The organism is Methylobacterium sp. E-025, from assembly GCF_022829705.1.
Lineage (GTDB): Bacteria > Pseudomonadota > Alphaproteobacteria > Rhizobiales > Beijerinckiaceae > Methylobacterium.
This window is the reverse complement of record NZ_JAKSYR010000010.1, coordinates 1-21,702: the sequence shown is the minus strand read 5'-3', so window position 1 is coordinate 21,702 and position 21,702 is coordinate 1. Positions and strand designations below refer to the sequence as shown.

General features: G+C 71.2%; 17 protein-coding genes and 2 pseudogenes. 7 read left to right on the top strand and 12 right to left on the bottom strand.

What is annotated here, in order from left to right:
• Positions 1-2,433, bottom strand: a 2,433-nt coding sequence (locus MKK64_RS00390) for a DNA translocase FtsK (RefSeq protein WP_243931702.1), incomplete at its 3' end; no start/stop codon positions are given.
• A 279-nt stretch (positions 2,434-2,712) separates the two neighbouring features.
• On the opposite strand from MKK64_RS00390, the gene MKK64_RS00385 reads away from it, so the two are divergent.
• From MKK64_RS00385 to MKK64_RS00375, 3 genes are all read left to right on the top strand, one after another.
• The gene (locus tag MKK64_RS00385) at positions 2,713-4,800 is read left to right on the top strand and encodes an NAD(+) synthase (RefSeq protein ID WP_279592964.1); all 2,088 of its coding nucleotides are present in this window, start codon (positions 2,713-2,715) and stop codon (positions 4,798-4,800) included.
• Between the two features lie 75 nt (positions 4,801-4,875).
• Entirely contained in the window at positions 4,876-5,103 is a 228-nt protein-coding gene (locus MKK64_RS00380) for a hypothetical protein (RefSeq protein ID WP_147725599.1), read from the top strand.
• A gap of 93 nt (positions 5,104-5,196) precedes the next feature.
• The gene (locus MKK64_RS00375) at positions 5,197-5,610 is read left to right on the top strand and encodes a PilZ domain-containing protein (RefSeq protein ID WP_147843922.1); all 414 of its coding nucleotides are present in this window, start codon (positions 5,197-5,199) and stop codon (positions 5,608-5,610) included.
• Positions 5,611-5,614: 4 nt separating this feature from the next.
• Here MKK64_RS00375 and MKK64_RS00370 read toward each other — a convergent pair whose 3' ends face one another.
• Positions 5,615-6,046 carry an HIT family protein gene (locus tag MKK64_RS00370; RefSeq protein ID WP_243931707.1) on the bottom strand — a complete coding sequence of 144 codons (432 nt, stop codon included), beginning with the start codon at positions 6,044-6,046 and terminating at the stop codon, positions 5,615-5,617.
• A gap of 149 nt (positions 6,047-6,195) precedes the next feature.
• Between MKK64_RS00370 and MKK64_RS00365 the strand changes: the two genes are divergently transcribed.
• Positions 6,196-7,179, top strand: a complete 984-nt coding sequence (locus tag MKK64_RS00365) for a cation diffusion facilitator family transporter (protein ID WP_243931700.1) — start codon at positions 6,196-6,198, stop codon at positions 7,177-7,179.
• Positions 7,180-7,205: 26 nt separating this feature from the next.
• Here MKK64_RS00365 and MKK64_RS00360 read toward each other — a convergent pair whose 3' ends face one another.
• The 4 genes from MKK64_RS00360 to MKK64_RS00345 form a co-directional block, all read right to left on the bottom strand.
• On the bottom strand, positions 7,206-8,063 hold the full coding sequence (locus MKK64_RS00360; protein WP_243931705.1) for an SDR family NAD(P)-dependent oxidoreductase: 858 nt from the start codon (positions 8,061-8,063) through the stop codon (positions 7,206-7,208).
• Positions 8,064-8,103: 40 nt separating this feature from the next.
• Complete coding sequence (locus MKK64_RS00355) at positions 8,104-8,283, bottom strand: DUF1328 domain-containing protein (RefSeq protein WP_147752961.1); 180 nt, start codon at positions 8,281-8,283, stop codon at positions 8,104-8,106.
• 114 nt (positions 8,284-8,397) lie between these two features.
• Positions 8,398-9,741 (bottom strand): chloride channel protein, encoded by a 1,344-nt coding sequence (locus tag MKK64_RS00350; RefSeq protein ID WP_243931698.1) that lies wholly within the window; start codon positions 9,739-9,741, stop codon positions 8,398-8,400.
• A gap of 219 nt (positions 9,742-9,960) precedes the next feature.
• Positions 9,961-11,349, bottom strand: a complete 1,389-nt coding sequence (locus MKK64_RS00345) for a deoxyribodipyrimidine photo-lyase (RefSeq protein ID WP_243931696.1) — start codon at positions 11,347-11,349, stop codon at positions 9,961-9,963.
• 580 nt (positions 11,350-11,929) lie between these two features.
• Between MKK64_RS00345 and MKK64_RS00340 the strand changes: the two are divergent.
• A pseudogene (locus tag MKK64_RS00340) lies at positions 11,930-13,051 on the top strand (hypothetical protein).
• Positions 13,052-13,147: 96 nt separating this feature from the next.
• Complete coding sequence (locus MKK64_RS00335) at positions 13,148-13,531, top strand: response regulator (protein ID WP_243931704.1); 384 nt, start codon at positions 13,148-13,150, stop codon at positions 13,529-13,531.
• A gap of 18 nt (positions 13,532-13,549) precedes the next feature.
• Here MKK64_RS00335 and MKK64_RS00330 read toward each other — a convergent pair whose 3' ends face one another.
• From MKK64_RS00330 to MKK64_RS00315, 4 genes are all read right to left on the bottom strand, one after another.
• Positions 13,550-14,296: a sensor histidine kinase gene (locus tag MKK64_RS00330; RefSeq protein WP_243931694.1), complete on the bottom strand. Its 747-nt coding sequence runs from the start codon at positions 14,294-14,296 to the stop codon at positions 13,550-13,552.
• 78 nt (positions 14,297-14,374) lie between these two features.
• Positions 14,375-15,112, bottom strand: coding sequence for a Crp/Fnr family transcriptional regulator (locus tag MKK64_RS00325; RefSeq protein WP_147725607.1), 738 nt, complete (start codon positions 15,110-15,112; stop codon positions 14,375-14,377).
• A gap of 82 nt (positions 15,113-15,194) precedes the next feature.
• Positions 15,195-18,353: a CheR family methyltransferase gene (locus MKK64_RS00320; protein WP_243931692.1), complete on the bottom strand. Its 3,159-nt coding sequence runs from the start codon at positions 18,351-18,353 to the stop codon at positions 15,195-15,197.
• 117 nt (positions 18,354-18,470) lie between these two features.
• Entirely contained in the window at positions 18,471-19,583 is a 1,113-nt protein-coding gene (locus tag MKK64_RS00315; protein ID WP_243931690.1) for a TRAP transporter substrate-binding protein, read from the bottom strand.
• 95 nt (positions 19,584-19,678) lie between these two features.
• Between MKK64_RS00315 and MKK64_RS00310 the strand changes: the two genes are divergently transcribed.
• Positions 19,679-20,251, top strand: coding sequence for a tyrosine phosphatase family protein (locus MKK64_RS00310; RefSeq protein WP_243931688.1), 573 nt, complete (start codon positions 19,679-19,681; stop codon positions 20,249-20,251).
• Positions 20,252-20,260: 9 nt separating this feature from the next.
• Here MKK64_RS00310 and MKK64_RS00305 read toward each other — a convergent pair whose 3' ends face one another.
• Both MKK64_RS00305 and MKK64_RS00300 read right to left on the bottom strand, forming a co-directional pair.
• Entirely contained in the window at positions 20,261-21,406 is a 1,146-nt protein-coding gene (locus tag MKK64_RS00305; RefSeq protein WP_243931686.1) for a branched-chain amino acid ABC transporter substrate-binding protein, read from the bottom strand.
• A 158-nt stretch (positions 21,407-21,564) separates the two neighbouring features.
• A pseudogene (locus MKK64_RS00300) lies at positions 21,565-21,702 on the bottom strand (sugar transporter); the annotation flags it as partial.

Below are 21,702 nucleotides of genomic sequence, written 5' to 3'. Positions count from 1 at the left end.
GAGCAGGTGCGGGATGCCGTCGTAGACCGACAGCTCCAGCATCTTCGGGTCGACCATGATCAGGCGGCACTCCTCCGGCTTCATCCGGTAGAGGAGCGAGAGGATCATGGTGTTGATCGCCACCGACTTGCCCGAGCCGGTAGTGCCGGCCACCAGCAGGTGCGGCATGCGGGCGAGATCGGCGATGATCGGCTCGCCGCCGATGTTTTTTCCCAAGCACAGCGCGAGCTTGTGCTTGCTGGCGAAGAAGTCCGGCGCCGAGAGCAGCTCGCGCAGGAAGACCGTCTCGCGGATCTCGTTCGGCAGCTCGATGCCGATGACGTTGCGGCCGGGCACGACGGCGACGCGGGCCGAGACCGCCGACATCGAGCGGGCGATGTCGTCCGACAGGCCGATGACGCGGGAGGACTTGGTGCCGGGCGCCGGCTCGAGCTCGTAGAGGGTCACGACCGGGCCGGGGCGCACGGCGAGGATGTCGCCGCGCACGCCGAAATCCTGAACCGTCTGCTGCAGGTTGAGGGCGTTCTGCTCCAGCACGTCGGCATCGACCTCGGGGCTCTCGCCGGGCACCGGCATGGCGAGGAGATCGAGGGCGGGAAGCTCGTAGTCGGCGTTCTCGACCGAGGCGATGGCGAGGTGCCGGCCGGCGGCGATCAGGTGTGGGCGGCCGACGATCGGCATCGCCGGGGCGGGGATCGCGGGCGCCTGGACGACCGGTTCGGCGTAGGCCTCCACGGGGGCGGGGACCTCCTCGGGCTCGGGGGCCGGCGCGACCGCGACCGGCTCCGGTGCCGGGGCGGCCTTGCCGCGCAGCAGCACGGGACGCGGCGGGATCGGGACGATCACCGGCGGCGCGGCGGTCGGCATCGCGAAGGAAGGCTCGAAGGCGTGCGCCGCGAAAGCATGCTCGCTGAAATCCGGCTCGGCGAAATCCGGCTCGGCAAAGTCCGGCTCGGCAAAGTCCGGCTCGGCGTTCTCGAAGCCGAGCTCGATCTCCGGCTCGCGGACCTCGGGCAGAGAGACCTCGGGCAGGGAGACCTCGGACAGGGAGACCTCGGGCAGGAACGGTCGCGGCGAGGCGACCGCCGGCTCCATCGAGCGCGCGGGCCGGATCGCGGCGCGGGCGGCCATGGCCGACAGGACCGGTGCACGGCGGATCTCGACGGTCTCGGCAGGCGGCGGAGAGGGGAGGGGGGTTCCGGGTCCGAACACCAGCGACAGGGCCGGGCGGGCGGGCACCGTCGGCTCGGACCCATCCATGCCGGCGTCGTCCGAGCGGCCGATGCCGCCCTGGCTGGCGTTGTCCTGACCGTGCGCGGGATGCAGCGGGCGGTCGAAGCGCACGAGACGGTCGAGGACGTAGACCGGAGCCGGCGGAAGCGAGCGCAGGTGGGAGATGTCGACCGGCACCGAGACGTAGCGCTCGGACGGGACGGACCCGGCCGGCGCGGCGACGGGAGCCGCCTGCGCTGCCTCCGCGCTCGGGTCCGTCTCCAGCATCGCATCGCGGCCACGACCCTGGGCGGCCTCGGGCTGGATCGCCTCCCAGGCCTCGGCCGAGGACCAGTCGCCGGCCTCGAACCACGGCTGGACGTCCGACCAGTCGGGCAGCTCCGACAGATCGCGGGCTTCCGCCGGCACGACCGGGGCGGGCGCGGTGCCCGCCGACAGCTCGACCGCCGGACGCGCCGGGCGGCGATCGGGCGTGCGGAAGAAGCGGACGCCGGGCGGCGGGACGAAGGGCTGGCGCCAGAGCGGCAGCGGCGGCCCGGGCGGGATCGCGCTGGCTTCGGCCGCGGCCTGCTCGGCCTCGGCGGCGGCGCGGGCCGCCTCGGCATCCGCCTGCGCCTGCGCCGCGCGCTCGGCGGCGTCGCGCTCGGCGGCCGCGGCCAGCATCGCGGCCTGGGCCTCGGCCCGCGCCAGGTCGAGGGCGTTGCGCTCGGCTTCCAGCGCGCGCTGGCGGCGCTCCTGCAGGATGGTGTCGGGGGTGCGGGTGTAGCGCACGGCCGAAGGGACGGGCGAAGCGACGGCTGAAGCCGTCGCGGAGCGGTCGGAGGGCCCCGGAACCGAGCGGGCGACGCCGCGCGGCCGGTCGATGTCCTCCGGCGTGATCGCGGCGGGCCGGCGCGGCGAGCGCACGAGCACGCCCGGCGAGGAGGCGGAGGCGTCGATCCGGCTCTCGGGCCGGGCGCCGTCGAGCATGTCGAGGGTCGCCCGGTCGTCGAAGATCTCGGCGGGCCAGGCATGGGCGAACACGGCATCCTGGCCGGCCCGCGAATCGGTCCAGCCGCCGGCATCCGGCTCGGCGCCGCGACCCAGCATCGCGTTCGGCGGCGTGAGCCAGCTCGGCGCCGGCCGGGTGCCGGCGATGGCGTAGCTCGGGCGCTGCGGCCCGCCGACGAGGCGCCGCGTCAGGCTGGCCCGCAGCGACATCAGCCGATGAGCCAGCGCGCCGAGCGTGAGGCTCGGGCGGTCGCCGCCGCGGCTGGGGCGAGAGGGGTCGCGATGAGAATAGGGAGGCCGTCCCGATGCGCGCATGGGTTCTCAAAAACTCGAAACACGGAAGGCCGTCCCGCCCGGAACGGTCGATCCGAGTTAGGCCGAACGTCGTTAACAGAGCCTTGAAACCGGTCCGGCGCGGGCCGCTGGAGGGGCGGGCCGCCAGGCGGTAAGGTGGCGCGGAACTCCTCCCTCGCGCGGGTCGTGACGCCCTTGGCACCCACCCAACTCCCACGGGACTTCCGGTCCCTCTACGCCCAGGGCTTCGCCCGCGTGGCCGCCTGCACCGGGCGCAGCCATCCGGCGAACCCCGAGCGCAACGCCGACGCGATCCTGGCGCTGGCGCAAGACTGTCACCGGCAAGGCGTCGCGGTGGCCGTGTTCCCGGAACTCGCCCTCTCGGCCTACGCCATCGAGGACCTGCTTCTGCAGGCGACGCTGCTCGATGCGGTCGAGGCGGCGGCGGAACGGCTGATCGCCGCCTCGGCGGCCCTGCGCCCCCTCCTCCTCGTCGGTGCGCCCGTGCGCTGGCGCAACCGGATCTACAACGCGGCGCTGGCGATCCAGGGCGGCCGCCTCCTCGGCATCGTCCCGAAGATCCACCTGCCGAACTACCGGGAGTTCTACGAGAAGCGCCACTTCGCCTCCGGCGCCGGCATCGCGGCCGAGACGGTGCGCTTCGCCGGGCACGCCGTCCCGTTCGGCGCCGACCAGCTGTTCGCGGCCGAGGACGTGCCGGGCTTGATCGTCGGCGTCGAGATCTGCGAGGACCTGTGGGTGCCCGACGCGCCGGGCATGCACGCCGCGCTCGCCGGCGCCACGGTGCTGGCGAACCTCTCGGGCAGCCCGATCACCGTCGGCCGCGCGGAGTCGCGCGCCCTGCTCTCGCGCGCCGCCTCGATGCGGGGCCTGTGCGCCTACGTCTACGCCGCCGCGGGGCTCGGCGAATCCACCACCGACCTGTCCTGGGACGGGCAGACCAGCATCGACGAGAACGGCGTGCGGCTGGCGGAAGGGCAGCGCTTCGCCGCCGGGCCGGTGGCGACGCTCGCCGACATCGACCTCGACCTGCTGGCCCAGGAGCGCCTGCAGGCCGGCAGCTTCGACGACAACGCGCGGCCGGGCTCCCGCCCGGCCTACCGCCGGGCGTCGTTCCGCCTCGATCCGCCGACCGGCGACCTCGGGCTGATCCGGCGGATCGAGCGGTTTCCCTTCGTGCCGGCCGATCCGGCCCGCCTCGCGCAGGATTGCTACGAGGCCTACAACATCCAGGTCGCGGGGCTGGCCCAGCGCCTCGAGGCCACCGGCACCCGCAGGGCCGTGATCGGCGTCTCGGGCGGCCTCGATTCGACCCACGCCCTCATCGTGATCGCCAAGGCGTTCGACCGGCTCGGGTATCCGCGCTCGGACATCCTGGCCTATACCCTGCCGGGCTTCGCCACCTCGGAGGCGACGAAGGGGAACGCGCACGCGCTGATGCGGGCGCTCGGCACCACCGCGGCCGAGATCGACATCCGACCCGCCGCGCGCCAGATGCTCGCCGACATGGGCCACCCCTACGCTGCGGGGGAAGCGGTCTACGACGTCACCTTCGAGAACGTGCAGGCGGGCCTGCGCACCGACTACCTGTTCCGGCTGGCCAACCACGCCGGCGCGATCGTCGTCGGCACCGGCGACCTGTCGGAGCTGGCGCTCGGCTGGTGCACCTACGGCGTCGGCGACCAGATGAGCCACTACGCCGTCAACGCCGGGGTGCCCAAGACCCTGATCCAGCACCTGATCCGCTGGACGATCGCCTCGGGCCAGTTCGGCACGGAGGAGGGGCGCGTGCTCAGCGCGGTGCTCGACACCGAGATCTCGCCCGAGCTGGTGCCCGCCGAGGCCGACGCGGCGCCGCAGAGCACCGAGGCCACGATCGGCCCCTACGCGCTGCAGGACTTCACGCTGTTCTATACGCTGCGCCACGGCTTCCGGCCCTCGAAGATCGCGTTCCTGGCCCTGCATGCCTGGGGAAATGCGGCGGCCGGCGCCTGGCCGCCGGATTTTCCCGCCGACAAGCGCGTCGCCTACGGCCTGCCCGAGATCCGGCGCTGGCTCGGGGTGTTCCTGTCCCGCTTCTTCGGGTTCAGCCAGTTCAAGCGCTCGGCCTTGCCGAACGGGCCGAAGGTCTCCGCCGGGGGCGCCCTCTCCCCGCGCGGCGACTGGCGCGCGCCGTCCGACGGCTCGGCCCGGATCTGGCTCGACGAGCTGGAGCGCAACGTCCCCGGAACCGGATCGACACAAACCGGACAGAGTGTGTGATTAACCACACGGTCAAGCCGGATCGTCGGGTACGACGGATCCGGCCAGAGGGGTCGGCCGAGCGGAGATTCTCCGATGCAGAGTTACAACCTGTTCCGCCTGAAGAGCGTCGAGGGTCTGTGCTGCGCCGTTCCCGAGTCCAGCCGCGTCCCGAGCTTCCTCGGCGGCGGCCGCTGGACCTTCGGGGGCAAGCTCGACGAGAGCTCGGGTCTCCCCCTCGATTTCGACGGCCGCGCCGCGCAGACCGGGGTCCGCTTCAACGGCTTCTACCTGTTCCAGACCGTAGACCGGCGCTTTTTATAGGTGAGCCGGGCGGAGTCGGCGATCGCGGCGAGCATTCCTTAAGGGGCGCCGTGGGACGATCGAGCCTGAATTTTCGGTCCTGAGGCTCGTTTCATGTCGTCGGAGAATCGCAACGAGGTCCGGCAGAGGGTGTTCCTCAAGGGACGCATCCTGTTCAACAACGGCTCCTCGAGCATGGATTGCCTCGTGCGGGACTTCTCCTCGACGGGTGCGCGTCTCGTGCTCAGCGAGACCGCGACGCTGCCGGAGATGTTCGACCTCTTCATCCCGCAGAAGGAGCGGACCTACCGCTCGGCGATGCGCTGGCGGCGCGCCGACGGCGTCGGGATCACCTTCGCGGTCGAGACGCCCAAGGCCGCGCCGGCGGTGCCCGCCGCCGAACCTGCAGCGGACGAGACCTCCATCGCCTTCCTGCTCCGCCGCGTGAGCGAGCTGGAGGCCGAGAATGCGGCCCTGCGCCGGCTCCTGACCGGGGTGGCGCCGACCGGTGCAGCGACCGCCGCCTGAGGCCTCAGCCCTTCAGGGCGTCGCGGATCCGCTGGGCGTGGTCCGCGAGCACCGCCGGATCGGCCATCCCGCCCTCGTGGCGCTGGAGCGGCACGCCCTCGAAGCGGGGCACGACGTGGACGTGGAGGTGGAACACCGTCTGCCCCCCGGCCGCCTCGTTGAACTGGAACACCGTCAGCCCGTCCGCCTTGAACGCCGCCTTCACCGCCCGTGCGACCGTCTGCACGCTGGCGGCGAGCGCGGCGAGCGAAGCGGGCTCGGCGTCGAGCAACCCGCGCGCGGGCGCCTTCGGGATCACCAGGGTGTGGCCGGGTCCCTGGGGCATCACGTCCATGAAGGCTAAAGTGTCGGCGTCCTCGTAGACCCGGTGCGCCGGAATCTCGCCGCGCAGGATCTTCGCGAAGATGTTGTCGGCGTCGTAGGTCGTATCCGGCATGCAGGCACCCGTGGTTGCGGCCTCCAGGATGCACCGGCCCGCCTCCGGCGTCCACGCCGCCGGAACTCCCCGGCGGTCCATGCGCTTGTGGTCGGATCGCTGCGGCCCAGCTGCGATCCGACCCGGCGATCGGACAGGACCCCACACGCATGGCACATGAGAGCACCGGCGCCATCTACACCGCCGCCGGCGCCAACCTCGCCATCGCCGTGGCGAAGTTCGTCGGCGCCTTCCTCACCGGCTCGACCGCCATGCTGGCCGAGGGCGCGCATTCGGTGGTGGACACCGCCAACCAGATCCTGCTGCTCGTCGGCCTGAAACGCGCAAAGAAGCCGGCGGATGCCAAGCACCCGTTCGGCTACGGCCGCGAGGTTTACTTCTACGCCTTCATCGTCGCGCTGCTGATCTTTCTCGGCGGCGGCATCTTCGCGATCTACGAGGGCGCCCACAAGATCCGGCATCCCGAGCCGGCGGCCGACGCGAGCCTGTTCGGCTACCCGCTGCCGGGGTTCTGGGTGAACGTCGCCATCCTCGGCTTCTCGGTCGCGGCGGAGGGCTATTCCTGCTTCGTCGCGATGCGCGCGTTCTGGGCCGAGAAGGGCGACCGCTCGCCGCTCAGCGCGATCCGGCGGAGCAAGGACCCGGCGCTGTTCACCATCCTGGTCGAGGACGTCGCCGCCCTGATCGGCCTGGTGATCGCGTTGACCGGCGTAGTGCTGGCGCACGTCCTCGACAGGCCGGCCCTCGACGGATGGTCGTCGGTCGGCATCGGCCTCGTGCTGGTCGGGATGGCGATCTTCCTGATGATCGAGACCCACGGCCTCCTGATCGGCGAGGCCGCCGACCCCGAGGTCGTCGCGGCGATCCAGGAGGTGGTCGGCGCGGAAGCGGGGGTGAACACCGTCAACGAGGTGCTGACCCAGCACATGGGCCCATCCGACATCCTGGTGAACGTCAGCCTCGACATGGCCGACGACCTCAGCGCGGGCGAGGTCGAACGGGTCTCGGCGCGCCTCGACCGCGACCTGAAGGCCCGCGTCCCGAACGTGACCCGCGTGTTCATCGAGGCGCAGGCGCGCGCGGCATCCGTACACGCGATGGGCAGGGTCGCCGCTGAGGCGACGGCCGGCTGACGGTCCGGGAAAAGGTCGGGTGCGACCTACCGGGGCACGTGCCCGATCTGCTGCAGGCTCAGCGCCCAGGTCCGCTCCTGCACGCGCTCGTCGCGGCTGTGGCGCGACGACCCCGTCTCGCGGCTGCGCGCGAAGTAGCGGCCGCTCACGCCCTCGACCGCCGGCGCGGTCGCCACGTGCAGCGTTGTCGTCGCGCCCTCGGCGGGCTTGGTGAGGAACGGCCGGATCAGGTTCCAGGCGAAGCCGAACGCGCCCCCGGTGTTCTTGGCGAAGCCGGTATCGATCACCCCCGGATGCAGGGCGTTCACCGTGACGGGCGTGCCGGCGAGGCGGCGGGCCAGCGCGTAGGTGAACAGCACGTTGCCGAGCTTGGCCTGCGCATACGCCCGCATCGGGCCGTAGGAACGTTCGGCCTGGAGATCGTCGAAGGCGATGCGGCCGCGGGTGTGGGCGGCCGAGGCCACGTTGACGATCCGCGACGCGGCGCCCGGCCGGCCGGAAGCTTTCAGCAGGTCGAGGAGCTCGAGGGTGAGCAGCACGTAGCCGAGATGATCGAGGGCCCAGGTGCGCTCCAACCCGTCGACCGTGACGAGGCGACGGTCGAAGATCGCGCCGGCGTTGTTCACCAGCACGTCGAGGCACGGGTAGGCGGCACGAACTTCGCCCGCCAGGCGCCGGATCTCGGCCTGCGACGAGAGGTCGGCGACGAAGGTGTCGACCGGCGCCCCGGGCACCGCGGCAGAAATCGCGCGCGCCGAGGCGGAGACCTTCCCCGCGTCCCGGCCGACGATGCCGACCCGGGCGCCGGCCTTCGCCAGCCCCAGGGCGGTCTCGTAGCCGATCCCGGAGGTGGCGCCGGTGACGATGCAGGTGCGCCCGTTCAGGACGGCGCCCGGCCGCGGGTCCGAGGCCACCGTCCGGGCCTCAGAACACCGCCTGCCCGACGGCGAAGGCGATGACCACGATGACGATGGCGATGACCAGGAAGATGCCGAACAGGATGCGGGCGAGCGATCCGGCGCCCGAGGCGATCCCGGTGAAGCCGAGGCCGCCGGCGATCACCGAGACGACGAAGCAGATGAGGGCCCATTTGAGAAGGGTCATGCCGAACACTCCGGAACGAACCGGCGAACGGCCGGCAGGGAAGGCGACCGATCAATGCGGGCCAAGCTCAACCGTTCCCGCCCACGCGCGCGTTCGATCCGTTATTTCTCGCCCTCATTTCTCGCCCTCGATTCGCGTCTCGTCCTTCGCCGGCTCGGCGCGCGCGAGCATGATCTCGGCGAGCGTGTGGTACAGCCCGGTGCCGCAGACCGTCTTGGAGGCGGCGTCGGCGAGCACCGCCGCGATCATCAGCGGGATCATCAGCGCGTGATCCTGGGTCATCTCGGTGACGATGACGAAGGCGGTGATCGGCGCCTGCAGCACGCCGGCGAGGTAGGCGACCATGCCGGTGAGCACCAGCGCGCCGATCGGCACGCCCGGGAAGACGTCCTGCAGCATGCCCCCGAGGCCGGCCCCGACCGCGAGCGAGGGCGCGAACAGGCCGCCGGGGATGCCGCTGATCGCCGACAGGGCGGTGGCGCAGAACTTCAACGGCGCGAAGTCGAGCCGCGCCGCGGAATCGCCGTGCAGCAGCGCCTTCGCCTCCTCGTAGCCGGTTCCGTAGACCGACCCGCCCGAGGCGAGCCCGGCGAGCGCGACGCCGAGGCCGCAGAGGCCCGCGAAGGCGATCGGATGCCGGGCGATCCAGCGGCCTGCGCGGCCCGGTAGCCCGCGCGCGAACAGGATGACGAGGCGGCTGAAAACGCCGCCGGCGAAGCCGCCCGCCGCTCCGAGGACGACGACGACGAGCCAGCCCTTGCCGAGCGGCAGCGTCACGTCGCTGGTCCCGAAATAGGTGTAGTTGCCGACGAGCCAGAGCGAGGTGAGGCCGGCCGCGACGATGCCGGCGACGATCAGGCCGGACGAGCGCGGCTCGTAGGCGCGGCCGAGCTCCTCGATCCCGAAGACGATGCCGGCCAGCGGCGTGTTGAAGGCGGCCGCGACGCCGGCCGCACCGCCGGCGAGGATCAGGCCGGGCAGCCGGTCCGGCGTCAGGCGCCCGACCGCGGCCATGATCGCCGCGCCGACCTGCACCGTCGGCCCCTCGCGGCCCGAGGAGGCGCCGCAGGCGAGCCCCAGCGTCATCACCACGATCTTGCCGAAGGCGACGCGGAGCGAGATCAGCCGGTGGCGAAAGCCCGGATCGCGGGTGTGGCGCGCCGCGATCACCTGCGGGATGCCGGAGCCCTGCGAGTTCGGGAACACCGTTCGCGCCAGCAGGGCGGCGAGCGCGAAGCCGGCGGGCGTCACGACGAGCGCCGCCAGCGGCGACACGCCGACGAGCGCCTTGAAGCCGACCTGCGCCGCGTCGGCGCATCGCGCCATCAGGACGGCGGCGAGGCCGACGCAGATGCCGCCGACCAGGAACAGCAGCCGTCCGCGCCAGAGCGGATAGGCCCCGATCGAGGCGCTGCGCAGGCGCGCGATCGACGCGCGGGTGCGGAAACGGGGCGGCATGGCGCGAGAACTCGACACGGACGGGGCACGCTCGCCTCGGCAAGCCGACCGGAGCCGGGTTGCGTCAGCCCCCGTGGCTTAAAGCATTTTCGAACGCGGTGAATGCCGGCTCGCGTGAGAAAAATGCGACTTCACGACAAGGCAGAGCATGTTCCCCGATCCGGTGATCTTGGAACATGCTCCCGCGAGGAGCTTGCTATGCCCCGAGGGGCAGGGCGGCTATTTCTCCGCCGCGCAGAGCGTCTCGACGGTCTTCACGTAGGACTTGGCATCGAACTTCTTGAGCGAGTTCTCGCTCTGATAGCGCACGGTGCCGAACACCTTGCGGCGCGCCCACGGGCGGTCGTGCAAGCCGTAGACCCAGGCGACGTTGGTGAACGAGTTCGCATCGCGCCCGTCGAGGAAGTAGCGGTTGTTGATCCGCAGCGTCCGCTCGAAGCCGACCTTCGGCGAGGGCGACCATTCGAGGATCTTCTTGCCCCAGTACATGCGCAGCTGGTTGTGCATGTAGCCGGTCTCGCGCATCTCGGCCTGAGCGGCGTTCCAGTAGCGGTCGTGGGTCTCGCCGGCCGCGAGCTGCGCTTCGGTGTAGCGGTAGGGCCGCGGATCGTCCGCGTGCTCGGCCAGCGTCTTCTGCGCCCAGTCCGGCACCGCCTTGGCGTAGTCGTCGTAGCCGTCGGTGTAGAACACGTGGTTGGAGGCGAGCTCGCGCCGGACGATCAGCTCCTCGAGATACGCCCCGCGGTCGTCGCCGTCGCCGTCCTTGGCTGCGCGCACGGCGAGCGCGATCTCCACCGGCGAGATCTGGCCGAAATGCAGGTAGGGGCTCATGTGCGAGGCGGCCGCCGCCTCGGGCCGGTTGCGGCCGTTGCCGTAGCCGGACAGCCCGTCCGCCAGGAACGCCTTAAGGCGCTTGCGGGCCTGGGTCTCGCCGCCGACGAAGCGCTTCACCGGTGCGATCTCGGTGTCGAGGCTCATGCCGGCCAGGACCTTCATCGGGTCGGACACGTCGATCTCGCTTGCGAGCTTCAGGCCGTCAGCCTCGTGCGCGACCTTGCGGGCCGAGAGCGGCTCCAGGAAGTCGTCCCAGAGCTTGTGCAGCTTGGGCCGAAGCGTGCGGGCGGCGAACTCGTGCTTGGAGGAGGCGACCTCGACCGGCACCACGACGTCGCCCTCGACCTGGACGACGCGGGCCTCGACCGCCTTCGCGATTTCGCCGTACCAGCGCTTCTGGATCGCGAGGTAGCCGCGATCGAGCACGAGGAGCGCCGCGTCGCGGGCGAGGTCGATGGCGATCTCGGCGGGCGAGGCCTTGCGCATCACGAAGCCCACGCCGCGCTTTTCGAGCCCAGACTTCGCATCGGCGAGCCCCTGCAGCAGGAAGGCGTAGTGCCGGGCGTTGGCCTCGGGGAACCCGCTGGCGCCGTCGAGGAGCCCGAAGCAGGCCACCACCGGCAGGCCGAGACGGTTGCCCTCCTCGATCGCGAATTCGAGCGCCGGATTGTGATGCGCCCGGTTCGCCTGCTGCAGCAGGTAGAGCACGTAGGTTCCGCCCTGCCGCGGTGCGGCATCATTGAGGACCCGGAAGCGCTTATCGTGAATCGCCATGTCGTCGCGTCGTCCCCGTCCGGCTCGCATCGCCGAACCGTGTCGGCTCAGCTAGAGCGTGGAGCGCGATCGTCCCGCTGCACGCGAGACGCGATCGCAAGCGGTCCCGCCCGCTTCGACGCTCCGGCGGGGGTGCTAAAAACCTGTTCCTAGTCATAGACTTACCGATTATCGACCGGCGGCAGCCCGGCCATCGAAGGCCGAAAAACGGGTGCGCGCGCCTGCGACATTTTCAGCACATGCCGCGATCGACCCGAGCCCGCCTGCGAGAAACGACAGGATCACTGACCGAAACCCCTTGCATTTCCGATCGGGAGGATCAGATTGTGCAGCGCGGGACGGCGATGGCGTCGCGGTCCTGTTGCCCTTCTTGGGCGTTTCCTCCCTAGACTTCGGGCCGCTCCTTCGGGAGTGGCCTTTTTTCTTGGGCGCGGTCGTCACGAGGCGCTGCGCCCGACGGTTGTGGTGGATCTGTCACTCTGCGCGCCGCGCCGACACCCCCGCCCCCTGGCCTCCCGCCGAGACCCGCCGCAGACTGCGCCCGCAGGCGCCGGAAGTGCGCCGCCGGGAGGAGATCCACATGCGCAAGCTCGGCGAGACGCTGGCGGTCGGGCTGTTCTGGGCCGCGACGGCGGTCGGTCCGTGCGGTGCCGTCGAGGTGCCGACCTTCGAGTTCGACCCGGCCTGGCCGAAGCCGCTGCCGAACGACTGGATCATGGGGCAGGCGGCCGGCGTCGCGGTCGATGCCTAGGACCATGTCTGGGTGGTCCAGCGCCCGCGCACGCTCACCGACGACGAGAAGGCGGCGAGCCTCGATCCGCCGCGGACCAAGTGCTGCAAGCCGACGCCCCCGGTCCTCGAGTTCGACCAGGCCGGCACGGTGCTGCGCTCCTGGGGCGGGCCGGGGCAGGGCTACGACTGGCCCGAGAACGAGCACGGCATCCAGGTCGATCCGAAGGGCTTCGTCTGGATCGCCGGCAACGGCGCGAACGACGGGCAGCTGCTCAAGTTCACCGCCGACGGGCGGTTCGTGATGCAGATCGGCAAGTCCGGGCCGCAGACCGACAGCCGCGACACCAGCCGGCTCGGCAAGCCCGCCAACGTCGACTTCGACGCGGCCGCCAACGAGGTCTACGTCGCCGACGGCTACTACAACCACCGCATCATCGTGTTCGATTCCGAAACCGGGGCGTTCAAGCGCATGTGGGGCGCCTACGGCCGGCCGCCGACCGACGACAAGCTGCCGCCCTACGATCCCGCCGCCGCCCCGTCGCAGCAATTCGCCAACCCGGTCCACTGCGTGAAGATCGCACGCGACGGGCTCGTCTACGTCTGCGACCGGACCAACGACCGCATCCAGGTCTTCAGGAAGGACGGCAGCTTCGTGAAGGAGATGTTCGTCGAGACCAACACCCGCGCCAACGGCTCGGTCTGGGAACTCGCCCTGTGGCCCGATGCCGACGAGAGCTTCCTCCTCAATGCCGACGGGGCGAACAACGAGGTCCGCACCCTGTCGCGCGCCACCGGGGAGACCCTCGGCGCCTTCGGCCGCAACGGGCGCGGCGCCGGGCAATTCCACTGGGTCCACAACCTCGCCGTCGACTCGCGCGGGAACGTGTTCACGACGGAGGTCGACACCGGCAAGCGCGCGCAGAAATTCCTCGCCTCCGGCACCTTCGTGCTGCGCAAGCGCACGCCCTGACCGCCGGACGCGCCCGCCGCGCGTTCACGGCCGCTTTCTCGCGCGGATCCGTGCGATACTGTCGCCCGATACGAGCCTGGAAGAACCGTGAGCACGATGGACCCCTTCGGCGACCGAACCGTGCCGGCTCCGCTGGCCAAGCGCCGCGTCCTGCTCGTCGAGGACGACGACTTCATCGTCTCCGACCTGGCGCGCAGCTTCGAGGCGGGGGGCGCCGAGGTGGTCGGGCCGGCAGCCACCGTCGCCGACGGCCTGACGCTGCTCGCCGAGACGCGCGACCTCGATGCCGCCGTGCTCGACATCAACCTGCAGGGCGAGATGGTCTTTCCGCTGGCCGACGCGCTGGCGGCACGCGGCATCCCCTTCGTCTTCGCGACCGGCTACGACCGGGAGATGGTGCCGCCGCGCTACGCCGACGTCGCCCATTGCGAGAAGCCGGTGGAACCGGGGGCGATCGCCCGCGCGCTGTTCGGGGCCTGACCGTCCGATCGAAACAACCTACGCGTCGAGCCCGTCCTCGTCCGCCGACGGGCCGGGCACGATGCCGATCCTCGGCACCAGAGCGAAGCGGATCGTGAAGCGCAGGCCGCCGGGAGCGTAGGCCAGGGTCGTCTCCGCGCCGAACTCGTAGCGCAGCGTGTGCTCCAGCATCTCGGTGCCGAAGCCGCAGCGCGCGGGCTCGGCCGGCAGGTCGCGCAGCCCGGTCTCGGTCCAGGTGAGCGACAGGATCGGTGCCGCCGCGCCGGGCTCCAGGCGCCAGGCGACGGCGATGCGGCCGTCGGGGATCGTCAGCGCCCCGTATTCCATCGCGTTGTTGGCGAGCTCGTGGGCGGCGAGCGCGAACACCTCGGCGGCGCGGGGCGCCAGCAGAACCTTCGGCCCGTCGATCTCGACCTGCTCGCCCTCGCGGGCGAGGAGGGCCAGCAGCTCGTCGGCGAGGATCGAGTGCAGGTCGATGCCGCAGGACGGGGCGGTGATCCCCGCACTCTGCACGCGGGCGATCGCCCCGAGGCGGCCGTCAAGGCGCATCAGGCACTCCTCGACGCTGCGATCGGTGTCCGCCGAGCGCCGGATGATCGCGCGGATCATCGCCAGGGTGTTGCGGGTCCGATGGAGGACCGCGACCATCGCCGGTGCGGTCGAGGTCACCGGCGGCGACCCGAGGTCGAGCCCGGCCGCGCCGAGGTGCCGACGCAGGGCTGCGTTCTCGGCCTCGAGCGCGGCGATCCGACCGTCGATGGTCATCGGGCCCCGGTCCCTGCGAAGCGGTCGCTTCGTTCCGGGGCAGCTTGGCAGGTCTCGGCGTCCGGTGCGAGGCCGACCTCAGTTCGCATCGAGATGCGCGCCCTCGTGATCGAGGTGGAGGTATCCGGGGTCGAACAGCGCGAGCGCCATCAGCGCCGGCAGGTCGTGGATCGTCACGCGTCGGCCCTTCCAGGTGATCTGGCCCGCGCCGCGCAGCTCCTGGAGGGTTCGGTTCACGTGGACGCTCGACAGGCCGAGGGTGTCGGCGAGGTCGGCCTGCGTCACCGGCAGGTCGTAGGCCGTCCCCTCGGTGAGGCCGACCGCGCGCAGGCGCAGATACAATTCGCAGAGCAGGTGGGCAAGGCGCTCGACGGCCGAGCGCTGCCCGAGGCTGACGGTCCATTCCCTTTGAACGGCGGCGTTGTGCAGCATCTCCCACCACAGCGTCTCGGCGATGCGGGGCGAGGCCGCCGTCATGCCCTCGATGGTCTCCTGCGTGATCCGGGCCAGCGTCACCGGCGTCAGGGAAGCGACGGCGTGATCCATGCGGCGCAGGGTGAAGATGTGCGGGTCGCAGAGGTCGCCCGGCAGGAAGAACGCGATGATCTGCCGGCGCCCGTCCTGCAGCTGCTTGTAGCGGCAGGCCCAGCCTTCCAGGACGAGGTTGACGGCCCGCGGCTCGTCGCCCTCGTTGATGATGTCCTCGCGCGCGCCGAGCCGGCGGAGGTTCTGGGCGGTCGCGTCGGAGAGCGCCTTCCGATCCGCCAGGGAGAAGCGGGTGAAGTTCTCCAGCTTCCGAATGAAGGGATTGGTCATGCCGTCTCGAACCTGGCCGCCGCGCAGGCCGCGCCGGTCACGCCGCCTGACGGATATAGGTGTAACCTCTTGACGCTACAACTCATAGGGGCATCTCGATGCGGCAACGGACGCCGTCCGTCCCGAGCTCGAATCGGGCCTGGGCGCGAAGGCTGTAGCTCAGGGCCTTCTCGATCAGGTCGCGCCCGAAGCCGCGGCGCTCGGGCGCGGCCGGCATGACGACGCCGCTCTCGATCCAGTCGAGGACGAGCAGCCGCCCGCCGGCGGGATTCGCGCGCAGGGCCCATCCGATCGCCAGGCGCGCCTCGGCCTGCGCCAGGGCACCGTGCTTGACCGCGTTGGTGGCCAGCTCATGCAGCGCGAGGGCGAAGGTCTGGACGTGCTCGAAGTCGAGGGCGACGGACGGCCCCGAGACGGTGATCCGGTCGTTCTCCTCGCCGCCATGCGCACGCAGCTCGAGCCGCACCAGCTCGGCGAGGTCGACCGCACCGCTGTCGGAGCGGCCGAACAGGCCCTGCACCCGGCCGAGCGCCTTCAGCCGCTCGGCATAGCCCTCGACCGCCGGCCCGGTCCCGAGGGTCTGGCGAGCGATCGACTGGACCACCGCCAGGAGGTTGCGCGTCCGGTGCTGCAGCTCCGCGACCAGGACGCGCTGGCTCATCTCGGCGCGGGCAAGCACCGTGACGTCCATGAAGCTGACGACGACGCCCTCGATCCGGTTCTCGCCGTTCCGGTAGGGCGCGAGCCGCACCAGGAAGCGTGCGGCGTCCTTGCCACGGTCGATCTGCCGCTCGATCGTGTCGCTGCCCCGCATGATCGCGGCGACGTCCGCGGCGAGGTTCGGCAGCGTCAGCCGGCCGGCGAAGTCGGTGATCGGGCGGCCGCGGTCGCTCGGCAGGATGTTGAAGATCTCCGTCACCGCCGGGGTGTAGCTGCGGATCACCAGCTTCTCGTCGAGGAACACGGTCGCGATGTCGGTGCTGGCGAAGAGGTTGTGCAGGTCGGTGTTGGCGCGGTCCAGCGCCTCGACCTTGCCGTTCAGCTCGGCGTTGACCGTGTAGAGCTCCTCGTTGACCGATTGCAGCTCCTCCTTCGAGGCCTCCAGCTCCTCGTTGGTCGATTGCAGCTCCTCGTTGACCGAGACCAGCTCCTCGTTGGAGGATTTCAGCTCCTCCAGCGCGGTCTCGTACTCCTCGATCAGCGATTGCAGGCGCTCGCGGGTCTCGCGCAGCTCGCGCTTGAGCTGGAGCGCGACCTCGTCCTGGGCCGAGACCGAGCGCTTCTGCGCCGCCTCGCGGCTGATCGACGGCCCCTCGTCGCTGAACAGCACCAGGAACAGCGGTTCCTCGGAGCGCTGCGCCACCAGGGGCTCGACGGTAACGGTGACGATCTGCACGCGGCCGTCGTCGCCCTCCACGACGAGTCCCTCACGCACCGCCTGAGCGTTGGTGTCGACCGCCTCGCGGAACGCCGCCCGGAGCTCGAGCCTGAGGCCCTTGCGCGCCATCGTCAGGAGCTGGCGGGTGGGAAGGCCCGGCGCCGCCTCGAGGTACTTGCCGGTCCGGTTCGAGTAGTAGACCACGTCGCCCTGGCGGTTGACGGCGACGTGGGGCGGCGAGAACCGCTCGAGAACCTGCACCTCGACCGAATGGCGAAGCGCCAGGCTGCTGCTGCCCGACTGACGCGGCCGCAGATCTCTGATCTGGGACATCGCGCGCAATCCGCTGAGGGCGAGCGGAACGCGCGGCTCCGTCGCGTGGTCGGCGCGACTGCGGAAGATGCGGTGCTTCTTGTCGATCGGCGCGAACAGGTCGGCGAACTGGCTCAGGTTCTCCGACATGCCGAGGAAGAGGAAGCCGCCGGGCTTCAGCGCGTAGTGGAAGGTCGGCAGCACCTGGTTCTGGATGCTGAGCCCGAAATAGATCAGCAGGTTCCGGCACGAGACCATGTCGAGCCGCGAGAACGGCGGGTCGCGGATGACGCTGTGGGGCGAGAAGATGCACAGGTCGCGCACCGGCTTGGTCAGCACGAAGCTCGCCCCGTCCCGCACGAAGAAGCGGCGGCGGCGCTCGGGCGAGACGCCGTCGAGCAGCTGCTCCGGATAGCGGCCGGTCCGCGCGACGCCGAGGGCGTGCTCGTCGATGTCGGTGGCGAAGATCTGCACGCGGCAGACCGCGCTCAGCGTCTCCATGTGCTCCAGCATCAGGATCGCGAGCGAGAACACCTCCTCGCCGGTGGCGCAGCCCGGCACCCAGACCCGGACGGTCTGGTCGGCGCCGCGGCCCTCGAAGAGCTTCGGGATGACGCGCTCGCTCAGGACGGCGAAGGCGTCGGCGTCGCGGAAGAACGTGGTCACGTTAATCAGGAGGTCGCGGAACAGGGCCGAGACCTCGGCCGGATCCCGGCGGAGCCGCTCGACGTAGGCGGCGACGGCCTCGACCTGGAGGATCTGCATCCGGCGCTGGACCCGGCGCAGGAAGGTCTTGGTCTTGTAGCCGCCGAACTCGTGCCCGACCTGGGCGCGCAGGATCGCGTAGATCTCGCCGCGCAGCTCGTCGGGAGACCGGCCGGCCTCGTCGGGACCGCCGCCGGTCAGGATCGCATCGGTCATCGACAGGCTTCGGCGATAGGCGACGAGCTTGTCGCCCATCTCGTGGGAGGGAACGCCGAAATCGACGTACCCGGTCGCGATCGCGCTGGAGGGCATCTCCGGGTGCTGCGGCCCGTCGCCGTTGGCGACCTGGGCCAGCGTGATGCCGCCATGCTTCTTGATCGCCTTGATGCCGAGCGTCCCGTCCGAATCGCCCCCCGACAGGATGACGCCGCCGGAATGCTCGCCCTGGTCGGCCGCCAGGGCGCTGAGGAAGATGTCGACCGGGTGCCGCTCGCGCTGGTCGGCGCCCTGGCGCTGCACGACGAGGATCCCGTTGCGGATGCCGACGACGGCATCGGCCGGCAGGACGTAGACGTGGTTCTCCGCGACCGCGTGGCCGTCGGCGGCCACCTCGACCGGCAGATCCGTGAACCGCGAGACGATCTCGTGGAGGACGCTCTCGCGCCACGGGCTCAGATGCGTCACGATGACGATCCCGAGCCCCGGTAGGCTCGGCATGCCGCGGAAGAAGCCCTCGAGCGCCTCGATCCCGCCGGCGGAGGCCCCGACGCCGACGATCAGGCAACGCCCGGAGCGCTCCGGCACGTCGTCGAAGGTCTCGGGAACGAGATCGTCATCGGGCATCATCGAACGCTGTTCCGCGACAGTTTCGGCGCGATCCCGCGACGGCTTGGGACTTGCAGCCGCGGGCAAACCTCCGAGGATCGCGATCTTGCCACGAAAACCGAAACTGCGGCACCGCGCTTATCCGCGCGCCCGCGCTCGTATCATGAAATTGTCGTAGGTATACTCCGCCACCTGAAACCAGAGATATTCCTCGTTGCGGAAGGTCTTCATCGCTTCGTAGATGCGGCGGAAGTCCGGGTTCTTGCCCGCAATCTCGGCGTAGACGTCGTTGGCGGCCTTCAGCGCTGCCTCCATCACGTCCTGCGGGAACGGGCGGAGCTGCGCCCCGGTCGCCACCAGCCGGCGGAGCGCACCCGGGTTGCGGGCGTCGTACTTGGCCTGGACGTCCGCGGCGACCTCGGCCGAGGCCGCCTGGAGGATTGCCCGGTAGGGCTTGGGCAGCGCCTTCCACGTCTCGGCATTGAGCCAGAAGTGCAGCATGGCGCCGCCCTCCCAGAATCCGGGATAATGGTAGATCGGCGCGGCCTTCTGCAGGCCGAGGCGCTCGTCGTCGTAGGGGCCGATCCACTCGGCGGCGTCGAGGCGCTTGGCCTCGAGCGCGGCCGCGATCTCCGGCCCCGGGACCGCCTGCGGCACGGCGCCGAGCTTGGCCAGGACCTGCGCCCCGAGGCCGCCGATGCGAATCTTCAGGCCCTGGAGGTCGGCAACCGTCTTGATCTCGCGCCGGAACCAGCCGCCCATCTGGGCGCCGGTGTTGCCCCCCGGCAGGCTCGCCAGGCCGTTCTTCGCGAGCAGGTCGGCGAACAGGTCGTTGGCGCCGCCGGCGAGCCACCACGCGTTCTGGCCGCGGGCGTTGAGGCCGAAGGGCAGCGCGGTCGCGAGCGCGAGCGTCGGATCCTTGCCGGCCGCGACGGTGGCCGGCCCGTGACCCATCTCGACGGTTCCAGCCGCGACCGCATCGAGAAGCCCGTCGGCCGGCACCGGCTCGCTGGGACCCGTCACCTGGATCGCGAAGCGGCCGTCGGACGCCTCGCCGACGATGCGGGCGAGCGTCTCCGACGCGCCGAACAGGATGTCGAGGTTCTTCGGGAAGGCCGAGGCGAGCCGCCAACGGACCTCGGGACCGCCCTGGGCCGGGGTGGCGGCAAGTGCTGGGGAAGCAAGAGCGGGGGAGGCGAGGGCGGCTCCGAACCCAGCGGTGAGGAGCGCACGTCGCTTCACGGTCGTCATGGCACCTCCCTCGGCATCGGCTGCGATCCCGCGGCCCCTAGCACGTCCGGTGCGGGTCTCGAAACCGTCGACGTGCCGTGCTAGGCCCCGCCGTCGTGACACCCGCCTCCATCACCCTCCACACCGTCTGCGGACTGGAAGAGCTCGCGCGCCACGGCGACCGCGGCGTCGACCGCGTGCTGTCGCTGCTGGATCCGGGCACGCCGGAGCCGGCGGACTTCGCCGCCTACGGCCCCCATCGGCGCACGACCCTGCACTTCCACGACTGCCTCGGACCGGGCGAGGGGCTGGTCCCGCCGGAGCCCGAGCACGTCGCCGCGATCCTGGCCTTCGGGCGCGACCGCGAGGCGGGACCTGCCGCGCATCTCCTCGTCCACTGCCATTACGGCCTGTCGCGCTCGACCGCGGCGCTGCTGATCCTGATGAGCGACGCCGAGCCGGAGGCCGACGCCGAGGTGCTGGTCCGGCGCCTGCACGCGATCCGCGAGCCGGCCTGGCCGAACGCGCGGATGATCGGCTTCGCGGACGCGATGCTCGACCGCCGGGGCACGCTCGACGCGGCGGTGCGGCGCCTGCACAAGCTTCAGCTCGGCGTACGCCCGCACCTCGCCGAATTGCTGCGCGGCCTCGGCCGCGGGCCCGAGGTCGACGCCGCCGAGGCCGCCTGAGCGGACGGGCTACTTCGGCGCGGGGGTGAAGACGCCGTCCTTCCAGACGTAGAGCACGTAGCCCTGGGCGGTGACGTCGCCCTTTCCGTCGAAGCCGACGGTCCCGAGCACGAGGTCGAAGCGCTCGGCGTGCAGCGTCGCGGCGATGCGCCTGGGGTCCTGCGTGTGGGCGAAGTTGGCTGCCGCGACCAGCGCCTGCAGCGCGGCATAGCCGTAGATCGTCGAGCCCGTCGGGTCGCCGCCCTCGGCCTTGAACGCCTTCACCACCTCGGCCGCCGCCGGCTGGCGGCTCGGGTCGAGGTAGAAGGTCATCAGCACGCCGTTGCTCGCCCCGCCGGCGATCTTGGCGAAATCCGACGTGGCGATCGCGGAGGTGCCGAACCATTGCGGCCGGAAGCCGCGCTCGGCCGAGATCCGCACGAGCCGGCCCATCTCGGCGGCGTCGCCGCCGTAATAGGCGACCTCGATGCCGGCCGCCTTCAGCCGGTCGGCCAAGGCCGCGTCGTCGGCATCGCTCGGCGAGAAGGCGGAGAGCAGCGCCTCGTTGATGCCGATGCGGTTGAGGTTGTCCTTGGTCGCCGTGGCGAGCGCGCGCGCGGCCGGCGTCAGGTCCTGGAGCAGGGCGATCTTGCGGTCGCGGAAGCGCTCGGCCAGCACGATCGCCGAGAGGCGCGCCTGGTCGTCGTCGCGGCCGCAGACGCGGAAGATCGTCGGCAGACCGCGATCGGTCAGCCTCGCCGAGACCGAGGCCGCGGTGATCATCGCGACGCCGTTCTGGCTGTAGATCTCCGAGGCCGCAAGCGAGGCGTTCGAGCACACGTGGCCGACGACGAGGCCCACGTCGGACCGCACGAAGTGGTTGGCGACCGCCGTGGCGGTGTTGGAATCGCAGGCGTCGTCCTGCACGTCGAGGCGGATGGCCTGCCCGTCGAGGCCGCCCTTCGCGTTGGCGTCGCGGGCCGCCGCCTCGACGCCGCGCAGCACCTGCTCGCCGACCGAGACGTAGGCGCCCGAGCGCGGGACCGCGACGCCGACCACCACGTCGGCGCAGGCGGGAAACACGCTCAGCACCGCCAGCGCGAGGCCGGCACGGAGGCTGCGGATGCGGGACTGGGCCAGGGTCGGGTCGAACCGGGAAGCGCGTCCGATCGTCATCAGGCCCCTTCTCGGCATCGACGCACCTCCGGCACCGCAGCGGACCAAACACCGAGCCGCGTCCCGGACGGCCGCCTGTTTCCGGGAAAACCCGCGATCGGGCAAGTCGGCCGGCGACGCATCGCGGACGGAGGCACCGCGTCGGGCGGGGAAAACGCCTACCGTGAGTAGGCGTAGACGGAGGCTGCGGATGCGACGGGGCCTGCGACGGTGGAGAAGACGCTGACGACCTTGGAGACTTCGGTGAAGGGGGCGTTGGAGACGTAGACGAGGTCGCGGTTTCGCATGCGGAAGGC

Coding starts and splice junctions, on each gene's coding strand:
- MKK64_RS00380 (WP_147725599.1), top strand. CDS start 4,876: ATGCAGAGTTACAACCTGTTCCGCCTGAAGAGCGTCGAGGGTCTGTGC.
- MKK64_RS00375 (WP_147843922.1), top strand. CDS start 5,197: ATGTCGTCGGAGAATCGCAACGAGGTCCGGCAGAGGGTGTTCCTCAAG.
- MKK64_RS00370 (WP_243931707.1), bottom strand. CDS start 6,046: ATGCCGGATACGACCTACGACGCCGACAACATCTTCGCGAAGATCCTG.
- MKK64_RS00365 (WP_243931700.1), top strand. CDS start 6,196: ATGGCACATGAGAGCACCGGCGCCATCTACACCGCCGCCGGCGCCAAC.
- MKK64_RS00355 (WP_147752961.1), bottom strand. CDS start 8,283: ATGACCCTTCTCAAATGGGCCCTCATCTGCTTCGTCGTCTCGGTGATC.
- MKK64_RS00350 (WP_243931698.1), bottom strand. CDS start 9,741: ATGCCGCCCCGTTTCCGCACCCGCGCGTCGATCGCGCGCCTGCGCAGC.
- MKK64_RS00345 (WP_243931696.1), bottom strand. CDS start 11,349: ATGGCGATTCACGATAAGCGCTTCCGGGTCCTCAATGATGCCGCACCG.
- MKK64_RS00335 (WP_243931704.1), top strand. CDS start 13,148: ATGGACCCCTTCGGCGACCGAACCGTGCCGGCTCCGCTGGCCAAGCGC.
- MKK64_RS00330 (WP_243931694.1), bottom strand. CDS start 14,296: ATGACCATCGACGGTCGGATCGCCGCGCTCGAGGCCGAGAACGCAGCC.
- MKK64_RS00325 (WP_147725607.1), bottom strand. CDS start 15,112: ATGACCAATCCCTTCATTCGGAAGCTGGAGAACTTCACCCGCTTCTCC.
- MKK64_RS00320 (WP_243931692.1), bottom strand. CDS start 18,353: ATGATGCCCGATGACGATCTCGTTCCCGAGACCTTCGACGACGTGCCG.
- MKK64_RS00315 (WP_243931690.1), bottom strand. CDS start 19,583: ATGACGACCGTGAAGCGACGTGCGCTCCTCACCGCTGGGTTCGGAGCC.
- MKK64_RS00305 (WP_243931686.1), bottom strand. CDS start 21,406: ATGACGATCGGACGCGCTTCCCGGTTCGACCCGACCCTGGCCCAGTCC.